The sequence below is a fragment of the Saccharothrix algeriensis genome, from assembly GCF_016907655.1.
Lineage (GTDB): Bacteria > Actinomycetota > Actinomycetes > Mycobacteriales > Pseudonocardiaceae > Actinosynnema > Actinosynnema algeriense.
The window spans coordinates 211,300-233,186 of record NZ_JAFBCL010000001.1 but is presented as its reverse complement, the minus strand read 5'-3'; the positions used below and the strand labels follow the sequence as shown (position 1 = coordinate 233,186).

Annotated in this window: 18 protein-coding genes; 8 read left to right on the top strand and 10 right to left on the bottom strand. The window is 75.7% G+C overall.

The window, feature by feature from the left end; translation table 11 throughout:
* The first annotated feature begins 75 nt into the window (after positions 1 to 75).
* A complete protein-coding gene (locus JOE68_RS00900) occupies positions 76 to 1,728 on the top strand; it encodes an acyl-CoA dehydrogenase family protein (RefSeq protein WP_204840437.1) in 1,653 nt (550 codons plus the stop codon).
* Positions 1,729 to 1,769: 41 nt separating this feature from the next.
* Positions 1,770 to 2,651, top strand: coding sequence for a helix-turn-helix domain-containing protein (locus JOE68_RS00895; RefSeq protein ID WP_307819407.1), 882 nt, complete (start codon positions 1,770 to 1,772; stop codon positions 2,649 to 2,651).
* Between the two features lie 583 nt (positions 2,652 to 3,234).
* Here JOE68_RS00895 and JOE68_RS00890 read toward each other — a convergent pair.
* Positions 3,235 to 4,140: an NAD(P)-dependent oxidoreductase gene (locus JOE68_RS00890; RefSeq protein WP_204840436.1), complete on the bottom strand. Its 906-nt coding sequence runs from the start codon at positions 4,138 to 4,140 to the stop codon at positions 3,235 to 3,237.
* Positions 4,141 to 4,283: 143 nt separating this feature from the next.
* Here JOE68_RS00890 and JOE68_RS00885 point away from each other — a divergent pair, with 143 nt between their 5' ends.
* On the top strand, positions 4,284 to 5,078 hold the full coding sequence (locus JOE68_RS00885) for a GNAT family N-acetyltransferase (protein WP_204840435.1): 795 nt from the start codon (positions 4,284 to 4,286) through the stop codon (positions 5,076 to 5,078).
* A gap of 41 nt (positions 5,079 to 5,119) precedes the next feature.
* Here JOE68_RS00885 and JOE68_RS00880 read toward each other — a convergent pair whose 3' ends face one another.
* The 4 genes from JOE68_RS00880 to JOE68_RS00865 are packed head-to-tail and all read right to left on the bottom strand — an operon-like array spanning position 5,120 to position 10,221.
* Entirely contained in the window at positions 5,120 to 7,615 is a 2,496-nt protein-coding gene (locus tag JOE68_RS00880; RefSeq protein ID WP_307819405.1) for a CHAT domain-containing protein, read from the bottom strand.
* Between the two features lie 5 nt (positions 7,616 to 7,620).
* Positions 7,621 to 8,103 (bottom strand): hypothetical protein, encoded by a 483-nt coding sequence (locus tag JOE68_RS00875; protein WP_204840434.1) that lies wholly within the window; start codon positions 8,101 to 8,103, stop codon positions 7,621 to 7,623.
* Positions 8,100 to 8,711 (bottom strand): RNA polymerase sigma factor, encoded by a 612-nt coding sequence (locus tag JOE68_RS00870; RefSeq protein ID WP_204840433.1) that lies wholly within the window; start codon positions 8,709 to 8,711, stop codon positions 8,100 to 8,102. The genes JOE68_RS00875 and JOE68_RS00870 overlap by 4 nt, the downstream gene beginning before the upstream one ends.
* Positions 8,692 to 10,221 (bottom strand): S8 family serine peptidase, encoded by a 1,530-nt coding sequence (locus JOE68_RS00865; protein WP_204840432.1) that lies wholly within the window; start codon positions 10,219 to 10,221, stop codon positions 8,692 to 8,694. Before JOE68_RS00865 ends, JOE68_RS00870 begins: the two co-directional genes overlap by 20 nt.
* Positions 10,222 to 10,640: 419 nt before the next feature.
* Between JOE68_RS00865 and JOE68_RS00860 the strand changes: the two genes are divergently transcribed.
* Positions 10,641 to 11,387, top strand: coding sequence for a polysaccharide deacetylase family protein (locus JOE68_RS00860; RefSeq protein WP_204840431.1), 747 nt, complete (start codon positions 10,641 to 10,643; stop codon positions 11,385 to 11,387).
* A 115-nt stretch (positions 11,388 to 11,502) separates the two neighbouring features.
* On the top strand, positions 11,503 to 11,892 hold the full coding sequence (locus tag JOE68_RS00855) for a hypothetical protein (protein WP_204840430.1): 390 nt from the start codon (positions 11,503 to 11,505) through the stop codon (positions 11,890 to 11,892).
* Between the two features lie 19 nt (positions 11,893 to 11,911).
* On the opposite strand, the gene JOE68_RS00850 is transcribed toward JOE68_RS00855, so the two are convergent.
* Entirely contained in the window at positions 11,912 to 12,628 is a 717-nt protein-coding gene (locus tag JOE68_RS00850) for a TetR/AcrR family transcriptional regulator (RefSeq protein WP_204840429.1), read from the bottom strand.
* Between the two features lie 62 nt (positions 12,629 to 12,690).
* On the opposite strand from JOE68_RS00850, the gene JOE68_RS00845 reads away from it, so the two are divergent.
* A complete protein-coding gene (locus tag JOE68_RS00845; protein ID WP_204840428.1) occupies positions 12,691 to 14,394 on the top strand; it encodes an MFS transporter in 1,704 nt (567 codons plus the stop codon).
* A 12-nt stretch (positions 14,395 to 14,406) separates the two neighbouring features.
* Here JOE68_RS00845 and JOE68_RS00840 read toward each other — a convergent pair whose 3' ends face one another.
* The 4 genes from JOE68_RS00840 to JOE68_RS00825 form a co-directional block, all read right to left on the bottom strand.
* Positions 14,407 to 15,255, bottom strand: a complete 849-nt coding sequence (locus JOE68_RS00840) for a PaaX family transcriptional regulator (RefSeq protein ID WP_204840427.1) — start codon at positions 15,253 to 15,255, stop codon at positions 14,407 to 14,409.
* A 4-nt stretch (positions 15,256 to 15,259) separates the two neighbouring features.
* Positions 15,260 to 16,906, bottom strand: coding sequence for an AMP-binding protein (locus tag JOE68_RS00835; protein ID WP_204840426.1), 1,647 nt, complete (start codon positions 16,904 to 16,906; stop codon positions 15,260 to 15,262).
* Between the two features lie 163 nt (positions 16,907 to 17,069).
* Positions 17,070 to 17,948 carry a fumarylacetoacetate hydrolase family protein gene (locus JOE68_RS00830; protein WP_204840425.1) on the bottom strand — a complete coding sequence of 293 codons (879 nt, stop codon included), beginning with the start codon at positions 17,946 to 17,948 and terminating at the stop codon, positions 17,070 to 17,072.
* 15 nt (positions 17,949 to 17,963) lie between these two features.
* Entirely contained in the window at positions 17,964 to 19,073 is a 1,110-nt protein-coding gene (locus tag JOE68_RS00825; RefSeq protein ID WP_204840424.1) for a cupin domain-containing protein, read from the bottom strand.
* A gap of 99 nt (positions 19,074 to 19,172) precedes the next feature.
* On the opposite strand from JOE68_RS00825, the gene JOE68_RS00820 reads away from it, so the two are divergent.
* Both JOE68_RS00820 and JOE68_RS00815 read left to right on the top strand, forming a co-directional pair.
* Complete coding sequence (locus JOE68_RS00820) at positions 19,173 to 19,613, top strand: acyl-CoA thioesterase (protein ID WP_204840423.1); 441 nt, start codon at positions 19,173 to 19,175, stop codon at positions 19,611 to 19,613.
* A complete protein-coding gene (locus JOE68_RS00815; RefSeq protein WP_204840422.1) occupies positions 19,610 to 21,886 on the top strand; it encodes an oxidoreductase in 2,277 nt (758 codons plus the stop codon). Before JOE68_RS00820 ends, JOE68_RS00815 begins: the two co-directional genes overlap by 4 nt.
* Position 21,887 lies beyond the last annotated feature (1 nt).

The following is a 21,887-nucleotide window of genomic DNA, read 5'->3' as shown; positions in this document are numbered from 1 at the left end:
CGTCCGGCGGCGATGGTAGCCGATCCCGGTATTGCAGTATTGCTGTGATCGTCGCGAAGGGGTAATACTCGCGCCATGGTCCCCACCGCGCTCTTCTCGGCCACCCACGAGGTCACCAACCAGCCGCCGCCGATCGCGCCCTACGATGCCTCGGCCGACGCCGCGCTGCTGGAGGGCCTGCGGCGCGAGGGCGCCGGTTGGGCGGAGGCTGACCTGCGCCGCCTCGGGCGGCACGCGGGCAGCCCCGAGGCGCAGCGGTGGGCGGAGGAGGCCAACGCGGTCGAACCGGTGCTGCGCACCCACGACCGGTACGGCAACCGGGTCGACGAGGTGGACTTCCACCCCTCCTGGCACCACCTCCTGCGGGTCGCGGTGGCCGAGGGCAACGCGGGTTCGGCGTGGGCCGACGACCGGCCCGGCGCGCACGTCGCCCGGTACGCCGGGCTGCTCGTCTGGGGCCACACCGAGGCCGGGCACGCCTGCCCCGTGGCGATGACCTACGCGGTGGTGCCCGCGCTACGCGCCCGACCGGACCTGGCGGCGGTGTACGAGCCGCTGCTGACCAGCCGCGTGTACGACCCCGGGCTGCGCGTGCCGACCACCAAGCGCGGGCTGCTGGCCGGCATGGGGATGACCGAGAAGCAGGGCGGCTCCGACGTGCGCACCAACACCACCACCGCGACGCCGACCGGGGAGGACGGCGTCCACGCCCTGCGCGGCCACAAGTGGTTCACCTCGGCCCCGATGTGCGACCTGTTCCTGGTCCTGGCCCAGGCGCCCGGCGGGCTGTCGTGCTTCCTGGTGCCGCGCGTGCTGCCCGACGGCACCCGCAACCCGTTCCGCGTCCAGCGGTTGAAGGACAAGCTGGGCAACCGCTCCAACGCCTCGTCCGAGCCGGAGTTCGACGGCACCCTCGGCTGGCTGGTCGGCCCCGAGGGGCGGGGCGTGCGGACCATCGTCGAGATGGTCAACTGCACCCGGCTGGACTGCGTGGCGGGCTCGGCGGCGCTGATGCGCAAGGCCCTGGTCGAGGCCGGGCACCACGCGGCGCACCGGGTGGCGTTCGGGGCGCGGCTGCTCGACCAGCCGCTGATGCGCAACGTGCTGGCCGACCTCGCGGTGGAGTCCGAGGCCGCGACCGCGCTGACCCTGCGGCTGGCCGGCGCGGTCGACCGGGCCGCGCGGGGTGACGAGGGCGAGCGCGCGTTCCGCCGCATCGCGACCGCCGTCGGCAAGTACTGGGTGGCCAAGCGCGCGCCGGCGTTCGCGGCCGAGGCGCTGGAGTGCCTGGGCGGCAACGGGTACGTGGAGGACTCCGGGATGCCCCGGCTGTACCGGGAGGCGCCGCTGAACTCGATCTGGGAGGGCTCGGGCAACGTCAACGCGCTCGACGTGCTGCGGGTGCTGGGCCGGGAGCCGTCGGCGGCGGAGGCGCTGATGGCCGAACTGGCGGCGGCGCGCGGCGGCGACCGACGGCTGGACGCCGCCGTCGCCCGGATCGGGGCGGAGCTGGCCGGCGCGGCGGGCGCGGCCGGCGCGGCGACGCAGGCGCGGCGGCTGGTGGAGCGGGTGGCGCTGGCGCTGCAGGGGTCCCTGCTCGTCCGGCACGCCCCGGCGGCCGTCGCGGACGCGTTCTGCGCCACCCGCTTCGGCGGTGGCGGTTACGCGTTCGGGACCCTGCCGGCGGGCGCGGACTTCGCCGGGATCCTGGCGCGGGCCCTGCCGTAGCCGGGGGCGGCGGCCCGGCCGGCGGCGATAACCTGGTGCCCGTGCGGACGGGAGCGGGGCGCGGCGGGGTGTGGACGCCCTCGCGGGCGCTGACCGACGACCGGCCGGGGCAGCGGCTGCGGTTCGGCGGCGGCGCGGTCGGCATCGAGCGCATGGAGGCGGCGCTGGAGGGCGCGGCCTTCTCGCCGCACCGGCACGACACCTACGCCATCGGCATCACCCTGTCCGGCGTGCAGACGTTCCGCTACCGGGGAGCCGCGCGGCACTGCCTGCCGGGGGAGTGGCACGTGCTGCACCCCGACGAGGTGCACGACGGCGCGGCGGGCACCGAGGACGGCTTCGGCTACCGGATCCTCTACCTCGACCCGGCCCTGGTGCAGGACGCGCTGGGCGGTCGCCCGCTGCCGTTCGTGGCCGACCCGGTGATCCGCTCGCCGCGGGTCGGGCGCGCGGTCGCCGGGTGGCTGGCGCACATCGACGACGCGCTGGACGACGCGGAGGCCGCCGAGGTCGCCACGGCGGTGGCCGACCTGCTCGCCAGGCACTCGGCGGACGGCCCGACCCGGGGTGCGGCCGGGCGGCGGGCGATCGACCTCGACGCGGTGCGGCGGGTGCGGGCCCTGCTGCTCGACGACGTGACCACCCGGCACCCGGTGGCGGAGCTGGAGCGGGTCGCCGGCCTGGACCGGTGGGCGATCGCGCGGCAGTTCCGCGCGGCCTTCGGCACCAGCCCGACCCGGTTCCGCACCATGCGCCAACTCGACCTGGCCCGCCGGCTGATGCGCGCGGGCCGCCCGCTGGGCGAGGTGGCGGTGGCGGCGGGCTTCGCCGACCAGAGCCACTTGACTCGCATGTTCAAGCGCGCCTACGGACTGACGCCGGCCGCTTGGGTGGCGGCCGTGCGCGCCGAGACCGGTCGGTGAGGTGGTGGTGGGGGGGAGGGGGCGGCGCTCAAGCTCTCGCCTCAAGCCGCGCCCCGCGCGGCGGCGCTGTTCAGCGCAGCCGTGTGCCTCGTGTTCTCCCCGTACGGCCTGGGCGCAGCCCAATCATGTTTTCCGGGGGGCGTCAAGCACGCTTTTCGCTTGACGCCCCCCGGAAAACATGATTGCCTCCGGCAGGCCGTACGGGGAGAACACGACGCACTTCCCTCCTCCTTGGGGGCCTCTCGGCCGCTCTTCATACTTGGGTCCCGCACCGATCCGGGTGAGATTAGGGGCCGTACCGATCTAAGCTGAAGAGCTTTAAAGAGTCCTCGCCGGACAGGCAGGCCGCCAAGGAGAAGGAAAAGAAAGAGCGGTCGTGTTCTCCCCGCATGACCTGTCAAAGACGACCATGCTTTCTTGGGGGGTGCAAGCGAAAAGCGTGCTTGCACCCCCCAAGAAAGCATGGTAGCCCTCCGGGCAGGCCATACGGGGAGAACACGAGAGCACCGGTCTGCACGGGGCGTGCCAAGGGCCAAGGGCGAAGGGCCAAGGGCGAAGGGCGAGCCGCAAGCAGAACTGCGGGCTAAAGCTGGGGTTGTCGATCGGGGGCCGGTGTGGGGGCGTTGGTGGTTCTGGTGCGGATTGCTCGGATCACTGCTGCCATGTCCTCTGCGCCGTGGCCCTGTTCCACGGTTTCCCCGAACAGCGCGTGGCAGACGTCGAGCAGGGGGGAGGCGACCCCTGCGGCGCGGGCGGCTTCGGCGATGAGGCGGTTGTTCTTCAGCACGTCGAGGGCCGCGGCCTGGACGGTGAAGTCGCCCGCCAGCAGTTTCGCCGCCTTCGCCCGGGACACCTGGGACGCCATGGGGCCGGCGGCCAGGATCCGGGTCAACACCGCCGGGTCCAGTTTGTGCGCCTCGGCGAAGCTGTAAGCCTCCGCCAGCCCGGTCACCATCGTGATCAGGTGGAGGTTGACGGCGAACTTCATCAGCAGCGCGCCGGGCACCGGTCCGCAGTCCACGATGTCGGAGCACATCGGCGCGAGCAGCGGCCGCAGGTGTTCGACGTCGCCGCCGGAGACCATCGCGACCAGCGTGCCGGCCTCGGCGGGACCACGGGACCCCGAGACCGGCGCTTCGACGTAGCTGCCGCCGGCGGCCTCGACCTCGGCCGCCAGGGCGGCCGAGTACGGCGCGGGCATCGTGCCCATCTGCACGACGGTCCGACCGCGGCACCGGGCGCCGAAGTCGGGGGTGCCGCGGGCGAGGACGGTGTCGACGGCGGGTTCGTCGGCCAGCATCAGCAGGACCACCTCGGCCCGCGCGAACACCTCCGCCGGCCCGTCGGCGACCCGCGCCCCGGCGGCGGCGACGGGTGCGCACCGGTCGGCGGTGCGGTTCCACACCACCAGGGGCACGCCGGAACGCGCCAGGTTGAGGGCCATGGGCTGACCCATGACGCCCAGTCCGATGAACCCCGCCTGCACCATGCGCGCCCCTCCCGGTGTGGACCTGCGGGGTTTGTAGCCCACGGCGGCGGCGTCGGTCTTGAAGGTTTGTGCGACTCGTGCGCGGCTGCCGGGGCCGGAAATCCGGTGGCCGGGACCCGGCGCGCGGCGGCTAGCGTGTCCCGGTGCCCGACAGCGGAGACCTCCTGGCCCTGTACGACGAGCAGGTGCGCCCGGCGGAGACGGCGAACCTGCCGCCCGGCGCGCACGCGGAGCAGGACGGCCCGGTCGTCCGCGTCGTGGGTCACCGGCGCCGGGGCTTCGTCAACGGCTCGCGCGACCTCGGCCTGACCGGCGCCGGGCTGGACGCGTTGATCGCCCGGCAGCGCGACTTCTTCGCCGCGCGCGGCGAAGCGGTGGAGTGGAAGACCAGGGGCCACGACCTGCCGGCGGACCTGCCCCGCCGGCTGGCGGCGGCGGGCTTCGTCCCGGAGCAGCCCGAGACCGTGCTCATCGGCGAGGCGGCGGAGCTGGCCCGGACCACGTCGTCGCCCGCCGGCGTGACCGTCCGGCAGACCTCCGAGGACGCCGACATGCACCGCGTCGCGGAGATGATGTCCGAGGTCTGGGGTGACGACCGGGCGTGGCTCGCCGCCGAGCTGATCGACCGCGTGCGGGCGGACCCGGGCCGGATCGCGGTGGTCGTCGCGGAGGCGGCCGGCCGGGTGGTCTCCTCGGCGCGGCTGGAGTTCGAGCCGGGCACGCAGTTCGCCGGGCTGTGGGGCGGTTCGACGCTGGCGCAGTGGCGCGGGCGGGGGATCTACCGCGCCCTGGTGGCCCTGCGCGCCCGCCTGGCGGCGGCCCGGGGGACCCGCTACCTCAGCGTGGACGCCACCGAGGACAGCCGGCCGATCCTCCGACGCCTGGGCTTCACCGCCGTCACGACCACCACCCCGTACGTCTGGACGCCACCCGCCTGATCCGCCGCGGACCGCGGCGAGCGGCCGGGCCGCCGCGGCGGTCAGCCGCCCCAGCCGTGGCAGACGAAGGGCATCAGGGGTTCGGGTTCGGTGGCCTGGGCGAGGGCCTTGACCGGTGGCACGCCGCGGGTCAGGGCCCGGTGGTAGGCGGTCATCACCTCGACCGCGGCCTCGTCGTCGACCCGGGCGACGCTGGAGACCACGGTGCGGCTGCCGCTGTAGAGCAGGGCGGCGGTGAAGCCCAGGATCTCGTCGCCGGCGCGGACGACGGCCTGGCCGATGTCGCAGGAGGACAGCACCACGTGGTCGGGCACGGTGGTCAGCTGGTGCACGTCGTGGGCCATCAGGGGGCCGTCGACCAGGTCCAGGCGGGAGAACAGGACGTTCTCCTGCTCGTGGTGGCCGTGGGAGGCGAAGTGCGCCAGGCCGCAGTTGCCGATCGCCGCCAGGGTGTTGTCCACGGTGGCGTCCTGGCCGTCCAGGACGTTGCTGCCCGGGTAGAGCCGGGACAGCCGCCGCACCTCGTCCGAGGAGTGCTCCAGGTTCGGGCCGCCGACCAGCAGCACCGGACCGGGCGGGCGGGTGGTGCGCTTGGCCGTGACCCAGGCCGAGGGCGAGGGCGTGACGGTGACCGGCCGCCCGCGCAGGCAGTCCAGCAGGCTCCACGGCATCGCCGACAGGGCGCCGGTGGGCACCAGCACGACGCTGTGGTCGGCGATCACGCCCAGCAGCGGGTCGAGCAGGTGCTCGGACAGGGTCGCCAGCTGGCGGCGGATCGAGGTGTGGATGACCTGCTGCAGCGACGGCGGCAGGCGCCGGCCGCAGGCGGCGTCCAGGTCGCTGCGCAGCCGCGCGATCGCCTCGAACACCGTCGCGGTCGCGCCCAGCGCCAGCAGGTCGGCGTGGCGGTCGCCCACGACCTGGGCCAGCAGGCGGTCGCCGTCGGTCAGGAAGCTGACCAGCACGCTGTCGGAGTCGGCCAGCTCCGCCTTCACCTCGGCGAAGCCGACCTCGGTGTGCCGCTCGCCCGCGCCGTCGGTGCGCCAGCCCTTGGCGCGGATCTCGCGCTCGAGCTGGCGGGCCCGGCGCAGCGCGTCGGGGTCCGGACGGCCCTTCAGCTCGGCGGCGCGCGACTCGCGGGCCAGCTGCCGCAGCGCGGCCACGGCGTCGACGGTGTGCTCGTCGGCGGGCGTGCGCACCGGGGGGAAGCGGAACGCCTGCGCGCGCGAGCGCTCCAGCCACCGGTGGACCACCTCGGGGCGGCCGTCGTCCAACGCCGCCGCCAGGCCCGCCCGCGCCAGCTCGCCGCCCAGCGAGGTGGTGCCGGTCTGCAGGTCCAGGCTGCCGAACCGGCGGCGGTGCTCGCGCAGCAGGGCCAACCCCGCCCGCGCCTGGGCGAAGGTCCGCCCCCGGTCGCCGGCGGCCGCGCCGAACTCCGCCAGCACCAGCCTGCGCAGCAACCGGTTCGCCAGCGGCGCGCCGGGCCGGTCCCGGCCCGACAGGTGCGCCCGCGCCTGCTCCGGCAGGCCCCGCGCCAGGTAGGTGCGGGCGGCCAGCAGGTCGGCCTCCTCCGCGTCGTTGCGCAGCCCCAGCCGGCGCAGCCGCTGCGCCAGCCGGGCCGCCGACCGCGCCACCCGCACCGCGTCGTTGCCCGCGGCGAACTCCGCCCGCAGCACCACCAGCTCGGCCACCGCCGCCCAGGTGTCGTTGCGCCGCCGCTGGAAGTGCCGCCGCGCCCGCGCCGCCCACGACCGCGCCTGCGCCGGGTCCCCGGCCGCCAGCCGCGCCCGCGCCATGGTCAGCTCCGCCTCGGCGTGCTCGTGCCCCATCCGCAGCTGCGGCACCCGTTGCAGGAACGAGTCCAGCTCCGTGGCCGCCTCGCTGGGCAGCCCCGCCGCCAGCAGCGCCCGCGCCCGGTCGCCGGCCAGCACCACCAGCATCCCCGGGCCGTGCTCGGCGTAGACCTCCGCGGCCAGGTCGAAGTCCCGCAGCGCCCCCGGGATGTCCCCGGTGAGCACCCGGCACTGACCCCGGCCGTGCACGGCCTTGGCCACGGTGCGCGGCATTCCCTCGGCCGACCCCAGCGACGCGCCCAGCTGCGCGCACTGGTCCAGGTCGGCCAGCGCCAACCGCACCCGCCCCGCGATCTGGTGCAGCATCCCGCGGTTGAGCAGCACCCGCGCCAGCGCCGCCTTCTGCTCCGAGCGCCGCAACCGCAGGATCGCGTCGTCGAACAGCGTCAGGGCGTCGTCCATCCGGCCGGTCAGCACCGACACCAGCGCCCGCTGCGACAGCAGCAGGTGCCGGTCCTCCGCGGCGACGACCTCCTCCGCCTCGTCCAGCAGCTCCAGCGCCCGGCCGGTGTTGCCCTGGGCCACCTCGGCGGCGGCCAACGTGCCCAGCAGCCGCGCGGTCAGCGGCTCCGAGCGGTCGCTCGACCGCAACGCCTCGCGCAGCAGCCGCGCCCCGACCGCCGGCCGGCCGCTGTTGATCTCCTCGATCGCGCGCTGATGCAGGTTCCGCACACGGTCGCTCACCGGACCTATAGTGTCATCGTCGGTGTGCTCACGGCACCGCCCCGGCCCTCCGGCCGGATCACGAACTGGACCAGGCCCGCCGGCACCCGCTCCAGCGCGAAGCGCCCCTCGTCGTCGGAAGCGGTCCGCAGCGTCCCGGAGGGGGTCCGGACCTCGACGGGGTGCGCGCCCGGCGGCGACACCCAGCCGTCCACGCGCAGCGTCCCGTCGCCCAGGCTCTGCGCGTTGACCACGAAGTCCAGGGCGTCGCCGGTGAAGGTGACCAGCCGGGAGCGCACGTCGCCCCGCACGCCCGCCACCTCGCGGTGCTCGGCCGGCCACGCCACCTCGACGTCGTGGTCGGCCAGCTCCACGGCGAACCGGATGCGGTCCAGCAGGTCGCCGGGCACCGGGTCGGCCGCCTCCCACAGCGCGCGGACCTCGCGCAGCACGCGGGCGTCCAGCTCGTCCGGCCCGCCGTCGGGACCGTCCGGGTCGACCGGGTTCACCGCCAGCTCCCCTCGTCGTCGGCGAGCAGCTGCCTGCGCAGCTGGGCCAGGCACCGGCCCCTGGTCGGGCCGATGCTGCCCTTGGGCATCCCGAGGGCGGCGCTGATCTCCCCGTACTCGGGCCGCCGGACGAACGCCACCACCCGCAGCAGCTCCCGGCAGCGGTGCGACAGCCTGCTCACCGCCGACCACAGCCGCCTGCGGCGATCGGCGGACACGACCTGCTCCTCGGGCGGCGGCGCGGGGTCGGGCACCTGCTCGTCGGGCGGCCCGCCGGGCAGGTCCCCGGACCGCAGCTCGTCGCGCATCCGCCACGCCACGCGCCTGGTCACCGTCACCAGCCACCCGGTCAGCGCGACGGGGGAGCGGATGTCCGACAACGACCCCAGCAGCCGCAGCCAGGCGGTCTGGACGGCGTCCGCGCTGCGCTCCCGGTCCAGCCCCTGCGCCCGCGCGACCTGCCACAGCAGCGGCGTCAGCTCCTCGGCGATCAGCCCGAGCGCCCGGCGGTCGCCGCCGCGCGCGGACTCGAACAGCACGGCGAGCCCCTCGTAACCGCCGAGGGGCTCGCCGCCGGTCCGCCGTCGGTCAGACCTCGTACTGCTCATAGCAGCGCTCCAGCGCCGCCCAGGCCCGCTTGACCACCGTGTCCCGGTCGACGTCGGCCAGGCTCAGGCCGGTGTCCGCCGCCGCCACGTCGATCAGCGCGTTGGCCACCGCGGCGGCGGCCAGCGGCGTCGCGAACGACGTCCCGTCCCAGACCGCGAACCCGCCCCGGAAGTCGTCCGGGTCGAGCCCGCTGCGGTGCGCGTCGGCCAGCTCCGGCTGCCGCGGCCCGGCGACGTCGGTCGGGAACGTGCTGACCACGCCCGCGCCGGTGGCCCAGCAGGTCACCCACCCGCCGTCGTTGGAGAACCCGGCCTTGGTGCCGTTCGGGTTCAGCGCGCCGACGCTGATCACGCCCGGCCCGGCGCCCGGCGCCTCGGGCAGCTCGGCCAGCGCCGCCGGGTAGAACCGCCGGCAGGTGGAGTTGTTGCCCGACGCGGCGAGCACCAGCACGCCCCGCTCGACCAGCCGGCCGACCACCTCGGACAGGTGCGTGGTGTAGGCGGCGTCGGCGGGCGACTCGTCGAGGTAGCCCATGGACAGCGACACGGCGTCGACCATCTCCTCGGGCCGGCCCTGCTCCTGCGCGCGCTCCACCCGCCGCGCGATCGCCTCCAGCGCGGCGATCACGTCCGAGCCGTAGGCGATGCCGTCGCTGTGCATGACGCGGACGGCGAGCACGTCGGCGCGCGGCGCGGCCTGCCGGATGATGCCCGCGATGAACGTGCCGTGGCCGGTGTTGCTGTCCACGTCGCGGATCAGCTGGTCCGACACGGCCGGCACGTCCCAGTGGTCGGCCAGGGCCTGGACCCGGTCGTCGGCGCAGGTGGCGTCGCCGTTGCGGCGGATGACCTCCTGCGCCTCGGGCAGCACCGAGAGGAACCCGCCCGCCGGCAGCTCGCACGTGCGGTCGGCCAGGCCGAACCACGGGTGCGGGCCGATCCCGGAGTCCAGCACGGCCACCACCGGCCGCCGGGCGAACTGCTCCGTGCCGACCTCGCCGCGGTCCGGCGGCTCCGCCGCGAGCGCGACCGGCACCCGCGCCGAGCCCCGCGACGACCGGCTGTAGGACCGGTCGACCACGTCGCCGTTGGTGTCCCAGGGCGTCCCGGTGATGGTCACGGCGCTGAACACCAGGTGCTCCAGCGAGATGCGGTCGACCACCGCCCGGTCCAGCGGCGTGCCGTCGTCGTCCGCGGCGGTGCGCAGCGCCTGCAGCGCGGCCCACGAGTCGACCTCGTGCCCGCCCTCCAGCGGGCGCAGCACCACGGGGCGCGGCGTCCGACCGCTGCCCGCCTCCGGGGCGTCCAGGTCGAGCCCGGCCCCGTTGAGCACCTGCCGGACCGCGCCGATGCCCGCCTGGTCGCGCAGCACGTCGTCGGGCACCAGCAGCACCCGCTGCCGGTAGGCCGTCGACCGGGGCGCGGGGCGGCCGGCCGCCACCTCCGCGCCGGGTTCGAGCACCCGGCCCCGGTGCCGGTCCAGCAGTTCCGCCGGAACCCGCAGCCTCACCGCGGGCTCGACGTCGGCTCCCCCCGCCTGTCGCGCTCCCAGCTGCCTTCTGATGAACTGGATCGCCACTCGGCCCTCCCGTCGTCGCAGTGGACACGATCCCCCGTCTTCACCCGGAACGTGTGCGTTTCGGCCCGGTTGAGTACACCTTGACGGTCACAAAAAGGTAACGTGCGGTGCGGCCGATCGGGTCTGTTTTCACTCATTCGGGTAGCTGGCTGGAGTGGCGGGATCCACCGAACCGGCTCATCGACCGCTCGACCGGCCTAGCGCGCGACCGGATCGCCGGGGTGTTCCGGCGGTGATCGTCACCGGAAGCGCTGGTAGGCCGGGCGGTGACGCCGCGGGCGGCGCGGTGGGCCGAAGGGGTTACCCGGGACGATGATCGACTACGGACCGTGATCGGCCAGGATGGCCCGATGCGCTTGCTGCCCACCGGTCGCCGAGCCCGTCGGTGGACCCGGGTCGCCCTGGTCGTCCTCGTGCTGCTGCCGCTGGGGGCGGTGGGGGTGTCGGCGCTGGCCAACGCGCGCACGTTCCAGCTCTACGGCGGGCTCACCAGCAGGGTCGAGACGGCGGACCGGGTGGTGGCGCTGACGTTCGACGACGGCCCCGACCCGGCCGGCACGCGCCCCCTGCTGGAGGTGCTGGCGGCCAAGGGCGTCCGCGGCACCTTCTACCTGACCGGGCGCGAACTGGCGGCGCACCCCGACCTCGGCCGCGCGATCGCCGACGCCGGCCACGAGATCGGCAACCACTCCTACGCGCACGAGCGGATGGTGCTCATGTCGCCGGACCGGGTGGCGGACGAGGTCGAGCGGACCGACGCGCTGATCCGCGCCACCGGCTACGCCGGGGAGATCACCTTCCGGCCGCCGAACGGGAAGAAGCTCCTCGCGCTGCCGCGCTACCTGGACCGGCACCACCGCAGGACCGTCACGTGGGACGTCGAGCCGGACTCGGCGGACGCCGCCCGCCCCGCCGGCGACCTGGTGCGCGACACCCTCGACCAGGTCCGGCCCGGGTCGATCGTGCTGCTGCACGGCATGTACCCGGGCCGGGCGGCGACGCGGGAGGCGCTGGGGCCGATCGTGGACGGCCTGCGCGAGCGCGGCTACCGCTTCGCGACGGTCGCCGAACTGCTGGCGCTGCACCGGCCGCGGTGATCACCGGCGCTCCTCCCGCGTGACGGCTCGGGCTCCCGGCGGCGCCCTCCGCGCCGCGGCGCGCGGTGCGCCGACCGGCCGCGGGCGCGCGCCCGCCGGCTCTAAGGTTGTCCGCATGAGGGCTTTCACGGACGAGGAGGGGCGCACCTTGCGCACGGCGGTCTACGGCGCGATGGTGCTGGTGTCGGTGGCGGAGGAGGGCGCGCTCGACCAGGAGAGCCACGCCGGTGTCGAGGCGATGGCCACCCTGCCGGCCGCCGTCCGGGAGGCCGTCGACGCCGGCGCGCCGGAGCTGCCGAGCGGGTCGGTCGAGGACGTCGAGGCCGGTGTGCTGGCCGCGCTGCGCGCCTCGGCGGCGCTGCTGTCGCAGCGGTCGGCGGCGGAGGCCGAGCGGTTCGCGGACGCCGTGGTCGGGATGTGCGAGAAGGTCGCCTCGGCCGACGGGCGCGTGGGCCGCGACGAGGACGCCGTGATCGGCCGGGTGCGGGCCTCGCTGGGCCGTTGACCGCGGCCCGCCCGCGGCGTCACCCGGCCGCGCGAGCGGCGATCAGGGATTCGACGCCGTCGAGCAGCCGCTGCAGGCCGAACTCGAACTGGTCGCCCGACCACGGCGCCACCCCGGCCCGCAGCGCCCGCTCCAGCGCCGGGTACCGGGTGAAGTCCACCAGCCGGCCCAGCGCCTCGTTGACCCGGTCGGCCTCGGCCGGGTCCCCGGCGTTGGCGTCGGTGTCGACCTGGAGGCGGGCCACGCCGCGCACGTAGGCGTCGACCGACTCCACCACCGCCACCTTCTCGGCCTCGGTCAGGGCGGTGTCGGCCAGGACGAGCAGGGCCGAGTCGAGCCAGCGCAGCGTGTTCGGGCCCGGGACGGGGCTGGTGGCCATCAGCTGGAGCACCCAGGGGTGGCGGCGGAACGCGGTCCAGTCCGACCGCGCCCAGGCTTGGACCTTCTCCCGCCAGCCGCCGGGCCACTCGTGCGGCAGCGGGTCCTCCGCGCCGATCGCGTCCAGCATCAGCGCTTCCAGCTCGGTGCGGCCCGGCAGGTAGGTGTAGAGGGAGGCGGTGCCGACGCCCAGCCGCGTGGCGACCCGGCGCATGGACAGCGCCGCGAGGCCCTCCTGCTCGGCGACCTCGATCGCGGCGGCGACGATGCGCTCCATCGTGAGACCGCGCTGCGGGCCCCTGGCGGGCCGCCGGTCACCGTTCCACAGCAGTTCCAGTGCCTGGTTCTTTGCGTTCATGGCGAAACCCAGTATACCGTTCGGAGTTGATCGAACGTTGTTCGGTGTTTCGAGGGGGAGTTGTGGGTGCGAGCGAGGGGGACGCGCGCCGACGGGAGCGGCGGGCGTTGTGGGCGGCGACGCTCACCAACGGGCCGACCGAGCTGATCGACTTCGTCCTGCCGCTGTGGGCGGGTGTCGCGCTCGGGCTCGGCGCGACCGGGGTCGGCGTGCTGATGGCCGTGGAGATGGCGTTGTCGGTGGTGGTCCGGCCGGTGGCGGGCGTGCTGGCGGACCGGTTCGAGCGGCGGTCGGTGGCCGCCGCCGGCGCGCTGCTGTACGGGCTGTCGTGCGCCGGGTACGCGCTGGCGGACGACCTCCCGGTGGCCTACGGCGCGGCGGCGGTGGGCGGCGCGGGCGGCGCGCTGCTCTGGGTGGCCGTGCGGGCGCTGGTCAGCGAGCGGCTCGCCGAGGACTCGGCGGTGTTCCCGCGCCTGCTGACGGCCGAGGAGACCGGGTCGTGGGTGGCCTTCGTGGCGGGGATGGCGCTGCTGGGCGTGATCGGGTTCGCCGGGCTGTTCTGGGCGTGCGCGGCGGCGTGCGCGGTGGCGGCCGGCCTGTTGGCCACCGCGCCCCGGCGGGCCGCCCGGGTCGGTGGGGCCGGTGTCGGTGGGGTCGGCGTCGGTGGGGCCGGTGACGGGCGGGGCGGCGCGGTGGCGGCCGGCCTCGGCGCGGTGGGGCGGCGGTTGCGGCCGATGCTGTTCGCCGTGGCGATGACGATGGCGGCCGAGGCCGCGGTGGCGCTGCTGCTGTTGCTGCACCTCCAGCGCGGGTTCGGGTTGCAGGTGCAGCAGATCGCGTACGTGTTCCTGCCCGGCGCCATCGCGATGAGCCTGGCCGCGGGGCGCCTGCACCGCTACGTGGTGCGGTTCGGCCGGTCGCGCGTGCTGGTGGCGGCGTCGTTGGCCAGTTGCGCGTTCGCGGTCGGCCTGGCGTGGGCCCCGAGCCCGGCGGTCATCGCGGGCCTGTGGGTGCTCAGCGGGCTGGCGTGGGCGGCGGTGATGCCGGTCCAGCAGGCGGTGATCGCCGAGGCGTCGGACGGGCAGGTCGGGCGCGGGATGGGCGTGTACGAGTCGGCCTGCCTGGTCGGGGCGCTGGTGGGCAGCCTGGTGGCGGGCGCGCTGTACGACGGGGCGGACTGGCGGGTGGCCTGCCTGGTCGCGGGCGGGATGATCCTGGCCGGCGCGGTCGTGGTGCCGCGCGCGGTCCGCCGCCTGGGCGTCCGGGAGTTCCCGCCGCCCGCTCCCGCCGAGCCCCCGTCCGCCGTGCCCCCGTCCGCCGTGCCCCCGTCCGCCGGGGCTCCGTCCACAGAGGCGCTGTCCACAGAGGCTCCGTCCACCGGGGCGGGGGAGTCCTCGACCGCCCCCGCCACGCCCCGACCCGCCGAGGCGACCCCCGCGCCGCGGGGCGAGCCCGCGGCCCCGGAGCCCACCGCGCCCGGCGGGGGCGGGGGGAAACCGGTGAAGGGCCCGGCCGCGTTGTCCTCGGACCTCGCGGTCCACACCGGACTGTTCGCCGCGGCCCAGGTGGTGCTGGCGTTCTTCGACCTGTCGTGGGTGCGCGACCTGCTCACCCGCGACATCGGCCCGGTGCTCCTCGGCCGCGTCGAGCGGGAGGGCTTCGGCGCGTTCCTCTACGGAGCGGGTCGGGTCTGGGCGGTCGTCCTGGCCGTCGACGTCCTGTGGACCGCCGCCCTGCTGGTCCGCCGCCGGACCGGCACGCGGTGAGCCGCGGGCGGCTCAGCCCCCGATCACCCGCGTGCCGTGGGCGCGGGCCGGTTCCTCCAGCCGGTCCTGCAGCGCGAAGAACAGCTCCGCCGCGCGGATGCCGATCCAGTCCGGCGGCAGCAGCTCCTCGGGCAGGCCGGGGTCGAGGTAGGGCAGCCGCCGCCAGTCGGTGAGCAGGCGGACGTAGTCGGCGAACGCCCGGCTCCCGGTGACCCGCCGGCGGTCCAGGGCCGGCGCGTGCTCGGTGAGGAAAGCCGAGTACAGCGCCTCCAGCTGGTCCAGGTCCCACCACCGGCGGACCTTCCCGGCCAGGTCGCCGAACGCGAGGTGGTCGGCGCGGAACAGGTCGGCGTAGCCGTGCAGGCCCTGGCTGCGCAGGACGTCGGCGGTCGGCTCGTGCAGGTGGGCCGGCGCGATCCAGACGCCGGGCGCGGCCGTGCCGAAGCCGAGCCTGCTCAGCTGCGAGCGCAGCAGGTGCCGCTTGTGCCGCTCGGCCTCGGGCACCGAGAAGACGGCCAGCAGCCAGCCGTCGGCGGGCGTCGCGCGCTTGCGCCGGAAGATGCGGTGGTCGCCCTCCCGCAGGATCGCCCGGCCCGCCGGGGACAGCGCGTACCCGGCGGCGCCGGCGCGGCGCTCGGCCTGCAGGACGTCGCGCCGCTTGAGCCGGGAGATCGACGAGCGCACGGCGGCCTCGTCGATGCCCAGCTCGCCGAGCAGGCCGACCACGGACGCGACCGAGAGCCAGTCGCCGTGCCCGCGCGAGAACAGGCCGTACAGCGTCACGATGAACTGCCGGGGCTGGGCCGCCTTCGCGAGCGCGTCGCCGTCGGCGAACCCCGCGTCGCCCGGTCCACTCGTCACGGCGTCACGGTAGCAGCGCGCCACCGGGGGGCGCCGCCGGCTTTCCGACCAGCTCCCGCAGCCGGTAGCGCTGGACCTTCCCGCTCGGCGTCTTCGGCAGCGCGGCGGTGAACTCGACGCGCCGCGGGTACTTGTAGGGCGCGATCGCGGCCTTGACGAACGCCTGCAGCTCCGCGGCCTTCGCCTCGTCGCCGCGGACTCCCGGCCGCAGCACGACGAACGCGCACACCACCGAGCCGCGGTCGGCGTCCGGCGCGCCGACGACGGCGGTCTCGGCGACGTCGAGGTGGTCGAGCAGCGCCGCCTCCACCTCGGGCCCGGCGATGTTGTAGCCCGCCGAGACGATCAGGTCGTCGTCGCGGGCCTGGAACCAGAAGTAGCCGTCGGCGTCCCGGACGTAGGTGTCGCCGGTGATGTTCCAGCCGTGCCGCACGTAGTGGCGCTGGCGCTCGTCGGCGAGGTAGCGGCACCCGGTCGGCCCCTTCACCGCGAGCCGGCCGGGCACGCCGTCGGGCACGGGCCGGCCGTCGTCGTCCAGCACGGCGGCCCGGAAGCCGGGCACCGCCCGCCCGGTCGCGCCGGGTCTGATGTCGTCGTCGGCCGCGGAGATGAAGATGTGCAGCAGCTCGGTGCCGCCGATGCCGTCGATGACGCGCAGCCCGGTGGCGCGGTGGAAGTGCTCCCAGGTGGACGCGGGCAGGTGCTCGCCCGCGGACACGCAGCGCCGCAGCCCGGTCAGCGCGCTGGCCTTGCCGGCGGCGAGCATCGCCTTGTACGCGGTGGGCGCGGTGAACAGCACGGTCGCGCCGTGCGCGGCGACGGCGTCGGCGAGCCCGTCGGGCGTGACGCGTTCGAGCAGGAGCGTCGACGCGCCGAACCGCAGCGGGAAGACGACGAGCCCGCCGAGGCCGAAGGTGAACCCGATCGGCGGCGTGCCGGTGAACACGTCGTCGGGCTCGGGCTTGAGCACGTGCCGGGCGAACGTGTCCGCGCACGCCAGCACGTCCCGGTGGTAGTGCATGGTGGCCTTGGGCCGGCCGGTGGTGCCGGAGGTCGGCGCGAGCAGCACGACGTCGTCCGCCGCGGTGTCCACCCAGGCGAAACCGTCCGGTTTGGACGGTGCGAGCGCGCTGAGGTCCGCCGGGCCGTCCCCGCCGTAGGCGAGCACGGCCGGGCCGCCCGGCCCGGCCGGCAGGTCGTCGGTGAAGCGGTGGTCGGCCAGCAGCAGGCTCGGCCCGGTCAGCTCGACCAGCTCGGCGATCTCCCGGGCGCGCAGCAGCGGCATGACGGTCACCGCGACGCCGCCCGCCTTCACCACGGCCAGCCACGCGGCCACCGTCTCCGGGTTGTTGGGGCCGCGCAGCATCACCCGGTTGCCCGGCACCAGGCCGAAGTCCTCGGTCAGCACGCGGGCGATGCGGTCGCTGCGCCGCGCCAGGTCGCCGTAGGTCCACGTCCCGGTCGGGGTGCGCAGGCAGGGCCGGTCCGGGCCGAACCGGCGGATCGCGTCGTCCAGCAGGAGGTGCGCGCAGTTCAGGCGCTCGGGGTAGCGCAGCTCCGGCAGGTCGAACAGGAACTCGGGCTGCTGCTCGGGCGGCGGGAGGTGGTCCCGGCAGAACGTGTCGACGTGGGCGGAGCGTGACGGGGGCATCGGCTGCACTCCTTCCCGGGTGCGGGGCGCCGGTGTCGGCAGGGGGTCTCCGCGTGGCCGCCGGCCGGCGGCGCGCCCGCGCCGGGCGCGGGCGGGTCGAGCGCCCGCGCCGGCCGGTGCGCGGTCGCGGCGGGCGCGATCCGGCCGACGCGGTGGTGGCGGCTCACGGCGCGGCCACCACCGGGTTGCGCAGGGTGCCGATGTGCTGCACGGTCGCCTCCACCACGTCGCCGGGCCGCAGCCACTGCTGCGGCGAGCGGCCGGCCCCGACGCCCGACGGCGTGCCGGTGGCGATCACGTCACCGGGCTCCAGCGTCATGCCCGCGCTGATGTCGGCGATCAGCTCGGGGATGCGGAACAGCATGAACCGCGTGCTGGACTCCTGCTTGACCTCCCCGTTGACCCGCAGGGACAGGTCGAGCGCGTGCGGGTCGGGCACGTCGCCCGCGGTGCGGACCGCGGGGCCGAACGGCGCGTAGGTGTCCTGGCCCTTGGAGTAGAACCACAACCCGCCGCGCCGCTGGTCGCGCGCGCTGATGTCGTTGAGGACGCTGTAGCCGAACACGTGCTCCATGGCCCGCTCCGGCGCGACCCGCCGCGCCGCGCGGCCGATCACCACGGCGAGCTCGCACTCCCAGTCCAGCTGCGCGGTCAGCGCCGCGTCGTGCTCGATCGCCTCGTCGGGGCCGATGACGGCGGTGGCGGGCTTGCAGAACAGCACCGGGCGCTGGGGCAGCTCGCGCGCGGTGTCCAGGGCCCGCGCGGACTCGGCGACGTGCTCGGTGTAGTTCAGCCCGACCGCGACGATCTTGCCCGGCCGCAGGGGCGCGTGCAGGCGCACGCGGTCGACCGGGTGCCGCGCGGTGTCCGGGACCGGGCCCGACAGCAGCGCGGCGACGGCGTCCGCGGCGTCGTCGCGCACGACGTCCAGGAGGGTGTCCGGCGCGTCGGGGGCCAGCGCGCCGACCTCGACGACGTCGGTCCGCGTGCGGACGCCGAGGCGTCGGCGGCCGTCGCCGGTGGAGAAGGTGACCAGCAGCATGGGGTGTCCGTTCCGTCAGGCGACCGGCTGGTGGCCGCCGTGGTCGGGGTACGCCTCCTCGCGGAAGAAGCCGAGGGCGCGCATCACCGGGAAGTCGTTGAAGGAGAACAGGCACGCGTCGTCGGACCGGCTCGCGTTGGCGTGCTCGTGCCACGCCCAGGACGGGACGCAGAAGATGTCGCCCTCGGTCCAGTCGACGCGGGCGCCGGCGACCACCGAGTGCCCGCTGCCCTTGGCGGCGGTGTAGATCTTCGAGCCGACCTGCCGGTGGGCGAGGGTGGCCTCGCCGGGCCGCAGCAACTGCATGTGGGCGCTCATCGTCGGCATCACCGACCCGCCGGTCAGCGGGTTGCTGTACTCCATGATGACGCCGTCGTACGGTGAGCCGTCGGTGGCCTTGGCGGCGTTGAGCAGCGCCTCGTAGGTCGGCTCCCACGGGTAGGCCAGCAGCGGCGAGTGGTTGCGGCGCCACGGGTCGCCGAAGGGCCGCAGCTGCCCGGCGCCGTAGACGTGCAGCGAGGAGTTCGTGATCCCCTCCTGCTCCTGGCGCAGGTCGGGGTGGACCTCGTAGAACCCGGCGTCCAACGCGTTGACCAGCGGGATGTCCAAGCCGTCCTGCCAGATCACCGGCCCGTCGTCGCCCTCGTTGCCGTGCTCGTGCCAGGTCCAGTTGGGCGTGATGGCGAAGTCGCGGGGACCGACCCGGAGCTTCTGGCCGTCCACGACCGTCCACGCCCCGGTGCCCTCCAGCACGAACCGCAGGGCGGCGGCCCGGTGCCGGTGCGCGGTCATCGACTCGCCCGGCCCCATGACCTGCAGGCCGCTGTAGAGCAGCCCGACGGTCGCCGCGATGTCACGCCGCCTCGGGTTGTACAGCGCCACCACGCGGCGGCCCGCGTCGTCGCCGCTGACCAGCCGCAGCGCTTCCAGCACCAGCGGGCGCAGCTCCCGGTAGCCCCACTTGACCGGCACCGACTCCGGTTGCGGGAACCAGGGCTCGATCCTGTTGGCGACCGTCCACAGCGCCCCGGCGTCGAGCCGGGCGAGCTTGTCGTAGTAGGCGCGCAGGTCCGCGTTGTCGGTCACGCGGGCCCGGCCGAGCACGTCGTCGCCGTACGTCGTCATGGCTGCTCCCTCGCCACCCTGCGCGATATCTCGTCATCTTGACGAGCGTCAACATCCCGCAATATCGTTGGCGGTGTCAACCCTCCCGGAGGAGCAGCGATGGCGACACCGGACCCCACTCCCGACCGGCACGGCGGCGGCCGGGTCGCCGCGGTCGAACGGCGGGTCGAGTGGCACGACACCGACGCGGCGGGCCACCAGCACCACTCCGCGGTCCTGCGCTGGGCGGAGGACGCCGAGGCCGAACTCCTGCGCCGCCACGGGCTTTCCCACCTGTTCGGGCGCACGCCGCGGGTGCGGCACGAGGTGGACTACCGCGCCCGCTTGAGGTTCGGGGAGCGCGTGCTGGCCCGGCTGTGGGTGGTCCGGGTGGGCCGCGCGTCCCTGCAGTACGCGTTCACCGTCCACGGCGAGGCCGGCCTGGCGGCCGAGGGCCGGGTGGTCGTCGCGCACGCGGCGCTCGACGCGCCGGCCGCGACGCCGTGGCCGGACGACGTGCGGTCCACTCTGGACGCCGTGGCGGGGGTGGGCGGCCGGTGAGGATCGCGGTCATCGGGGGCGGCCCCGGCGGGCTGTACTTCGCGGCGTCGGCCAAGCGGCTCGACCCCCGGCGCGAGATCACCGTCTGGGAGCGCAACGCCGCCGACGACACCTTCGGCTTCGGCGTGGTGTTCTCCGACGAGACCCTCGACGGCATCGCGGCGGCGGACCCGGTGGTCGCCGCCGCGCTGGAGGAGCGCTTCGCGCGCTGGACCGACATCGACGTCCACCACCGGGGCGTCGTCCGGACCTCCGGCGGGCACGGGTTCGCCGCGATCGGGCGCGAGCGGCTGCTGGGCCTGCTCCAGCGCCGCTGCCGGGACCTGGGCGTCGAGCTGAGGTTCTCCACCCCCGCGCCGGACGCCGACGAACTGGCCCGCGCCCACGACCTCGTGGTGGCGGCGGACGGCGTGCGCTCGGCGACCCGGGCGAAGTACGCCGACGTCTTCCGCCCGTCGCTGGACGAGCGCGCCTGCCGGTACATGTGGCTGGCCGCGGACCGGGCGCTGGAGGCGTTCGCGTTCGTGGTGGTGGAGACGAGGTTCGGGCCGGTGCAGGTGCACGCCTACCCGTTCAGCGCCGACCGCAGCACGGTCATCGTGGAGCTGCCCGAGAGCACCTGGCGCGCGGCGGGCCTCGCCGGGACGGCCGCGCGCGACCTGCCGCCGGGGCGCAGCGACGAGGCGGGCGTCGCCTGGTGCGCCGAGCTGCTCGGCGACTTCCTCGACGGCGCCTCGCTGCTCACCAACAACTCCCGGTGGCTCCGGTTCACCACCGTGCGCAACGCGACCTGGCGGCACGGCAACGTCGTGCTGCTCGGCGACGCCGCGCACACCGCGCACTTCTCCATCGGCTCGGGCACCAAGCTGGCGATGGAGGACGCGCTCGCCCTGGCCGCGGCGCTGGGACCCGCGCCCGGGGCCGATGCGCCCGACGGGCCCGGCGCGTCCGACGTGGCCGCCGCGCTGGACCGCTACGAGGCCGAGCGCAGGCCGGTAGTGGAGTCCACCCAGCGGGCGGCGCAGGCCAGCCTGGAGTGGTTCGAGGACATCGAGCACTCCGTCGGCAAGGAACCCGAGCAGTTCGCGTTCGCCCTGCTGACCCGCAGCCGGCGCGTCACCTACGACAACCTCCGGCTGCGCGACCCGGGTTACGCCGACGCGCTGGACCGCTGGTACCGCGCTCGCCACCCCGACCGGTCCGAAGCGCCCGCGCCGCCGCTGTTCCAGCCGTTCCCGCTGCGCGACCTGGTGCTGCGCAACCGGGTCGTGGCCGCGCCGATCGCCCTGGACCGCGCCGAGGACGGCGTGCCCGGCGTCGCGGAGCTGCTGCACCTGGGCGGGAAGGCGTTGGGGGGAGCGGGGTTGGTGCTCACCGGCAGGACCGCCGTCAGCCCCGAGGGCCGGCTGACGGCGGCCTGCCCCGGCCTCTACACCGACGAGCAGGTCGCCGCGTGGCGGCGCATCACCGACGCCGTGCACGAGCACAGCGCGGCCGCGATCGGCGTGCAGCTCGACCACTCCGGCCGCAAGGGGCCGCGCGGCGACCGGCACGAGCCGGGGGAGGCCGAGCTGCGCGCCCTCGCCGAGGACTTCGCCGCCGCGGCGGCGCGGGCGGACGCGGCCGGGTTCGACGTGCTGGAGGTCCAAGCGGGCCACGGGTTCCTGCTGTCCGGGTTCCTCTCGCCGCTGACCAACCGGCGCACCGACCGGTACGGCGGGGACCTCGCCGGCCGCCTGCGCTTCCCGCTCGCCGTCATCACCGCGGTCCGCGCCGCGTGGCCGGCGCGCAAACCGCTGCTGGCCCGGATCTCCGCCGTCGACTGGGCGCCGGGCGGCACGACGCCGGACGACGCGGTGCGCATCGCCGGTGCCTTCGCGGAGCACGGCGTGGACGTGGTCGACGTGTCCAGCGGGGAGGTCGTCGCCCACGAGCGGCCGGCCTTCGGACGCGGCTACCAGACCCCGTTCGCCGACCGGATCCGCGCCGCGACCGGCGTGCCCACGATCGCCGTCGGCGGCATCTCCACCTACGACGACGCCAACTCCACCCTGCTGGCCGGCCGGGCCGACCTGATCGGCCTCGGCCGGGCCCACCTGCACGACCCGGCGTGGACCCTGCACGCGGCGGCGGCCCTCGGCCACACCGGGCCCGGCGCGCCCTGGCCGGCGATCCACGCCGCCGGCAGCGCGCCGCCGCCCGCCGCCACCCGGCCCCACCCGACCGCGCGACCCGCCGCGGCCGGGCCGGTGCACCGGAGCACCGGGCGATAGG

Bases quoted from the DNA above. Each gene is read 5' to 3' on its own strand.
- JOE68_RS00830 (WP_204840425.1), bottom strand. From the start codon at position 17,948: ATGCTGCTGGTCACCTTCTCCACCGGCGACGGCCGCCGACGCCTCGGC.
- JOE68_RS00860 (WP_204840431.1), top strand. From the start codon at position 10,641: ATGCGCTTGCTGCCCACCGGTCGCCGAGCCCGTCGGTGGACCCGGGTC.
- JOE68_RS00825 (WP_204840424.1), bottom strand. From the start codon at position 19,073: ATGACGACGTACGGCGACGACGTGCTCGGCCGGGCCCGCGTGACCGAC.
- JOE68_RS00835 (WP_204840426.1), bottom strand. From the start codon at position 16,906: ATGCCCCCGTCACGCTCCGCCCACGTCGACACGTTCTGCCGGGACCAC.
- JOE68_RS00855 (WP_204840430.1), top strand. From the start codon at position 11,503: ATGAGGGCTTTCACGGACGAGGAGGGGCGCACCTTGCGCACGGCGGTC.
- JOE68_RS00820 (WP_204840423.1), top strand. From the start codon at position 19,173: ATGGCGACACCGGACCCCACTCCCGACCGGCACGGCGGCGGCCGGGTC.
- JOE68_RS00900 (WP_204840437.1), top strand. From the start codon at position 76: ATGGTCCCCACCGCGCTCTTCTCGGCCACCCACGAGGTCACCAACCAG.
- JOE68_RS00870 (WP_204840433.1), bottom strand. From the start codon at position 8,711: ATGAGCAGTACGAGGTCTGACCGACGGCGGACCGGCGGCGAGCCCCTC.
- JOE68_RS00890 (WP_204840436.1), bottom strand. From the start codon at position 4,140: ATGGTGCAGGCGGGGTTCATCGGACTGGGCGTCATGGGTCAGCCCATG.
- JOE68_RS00850 (WP_204840429.1), bottom strand. From the start codon at position 12,628: ATGAACGCAAAGAACCAGGCACTGGAACTGCTGTGGAACGGTGACCGG.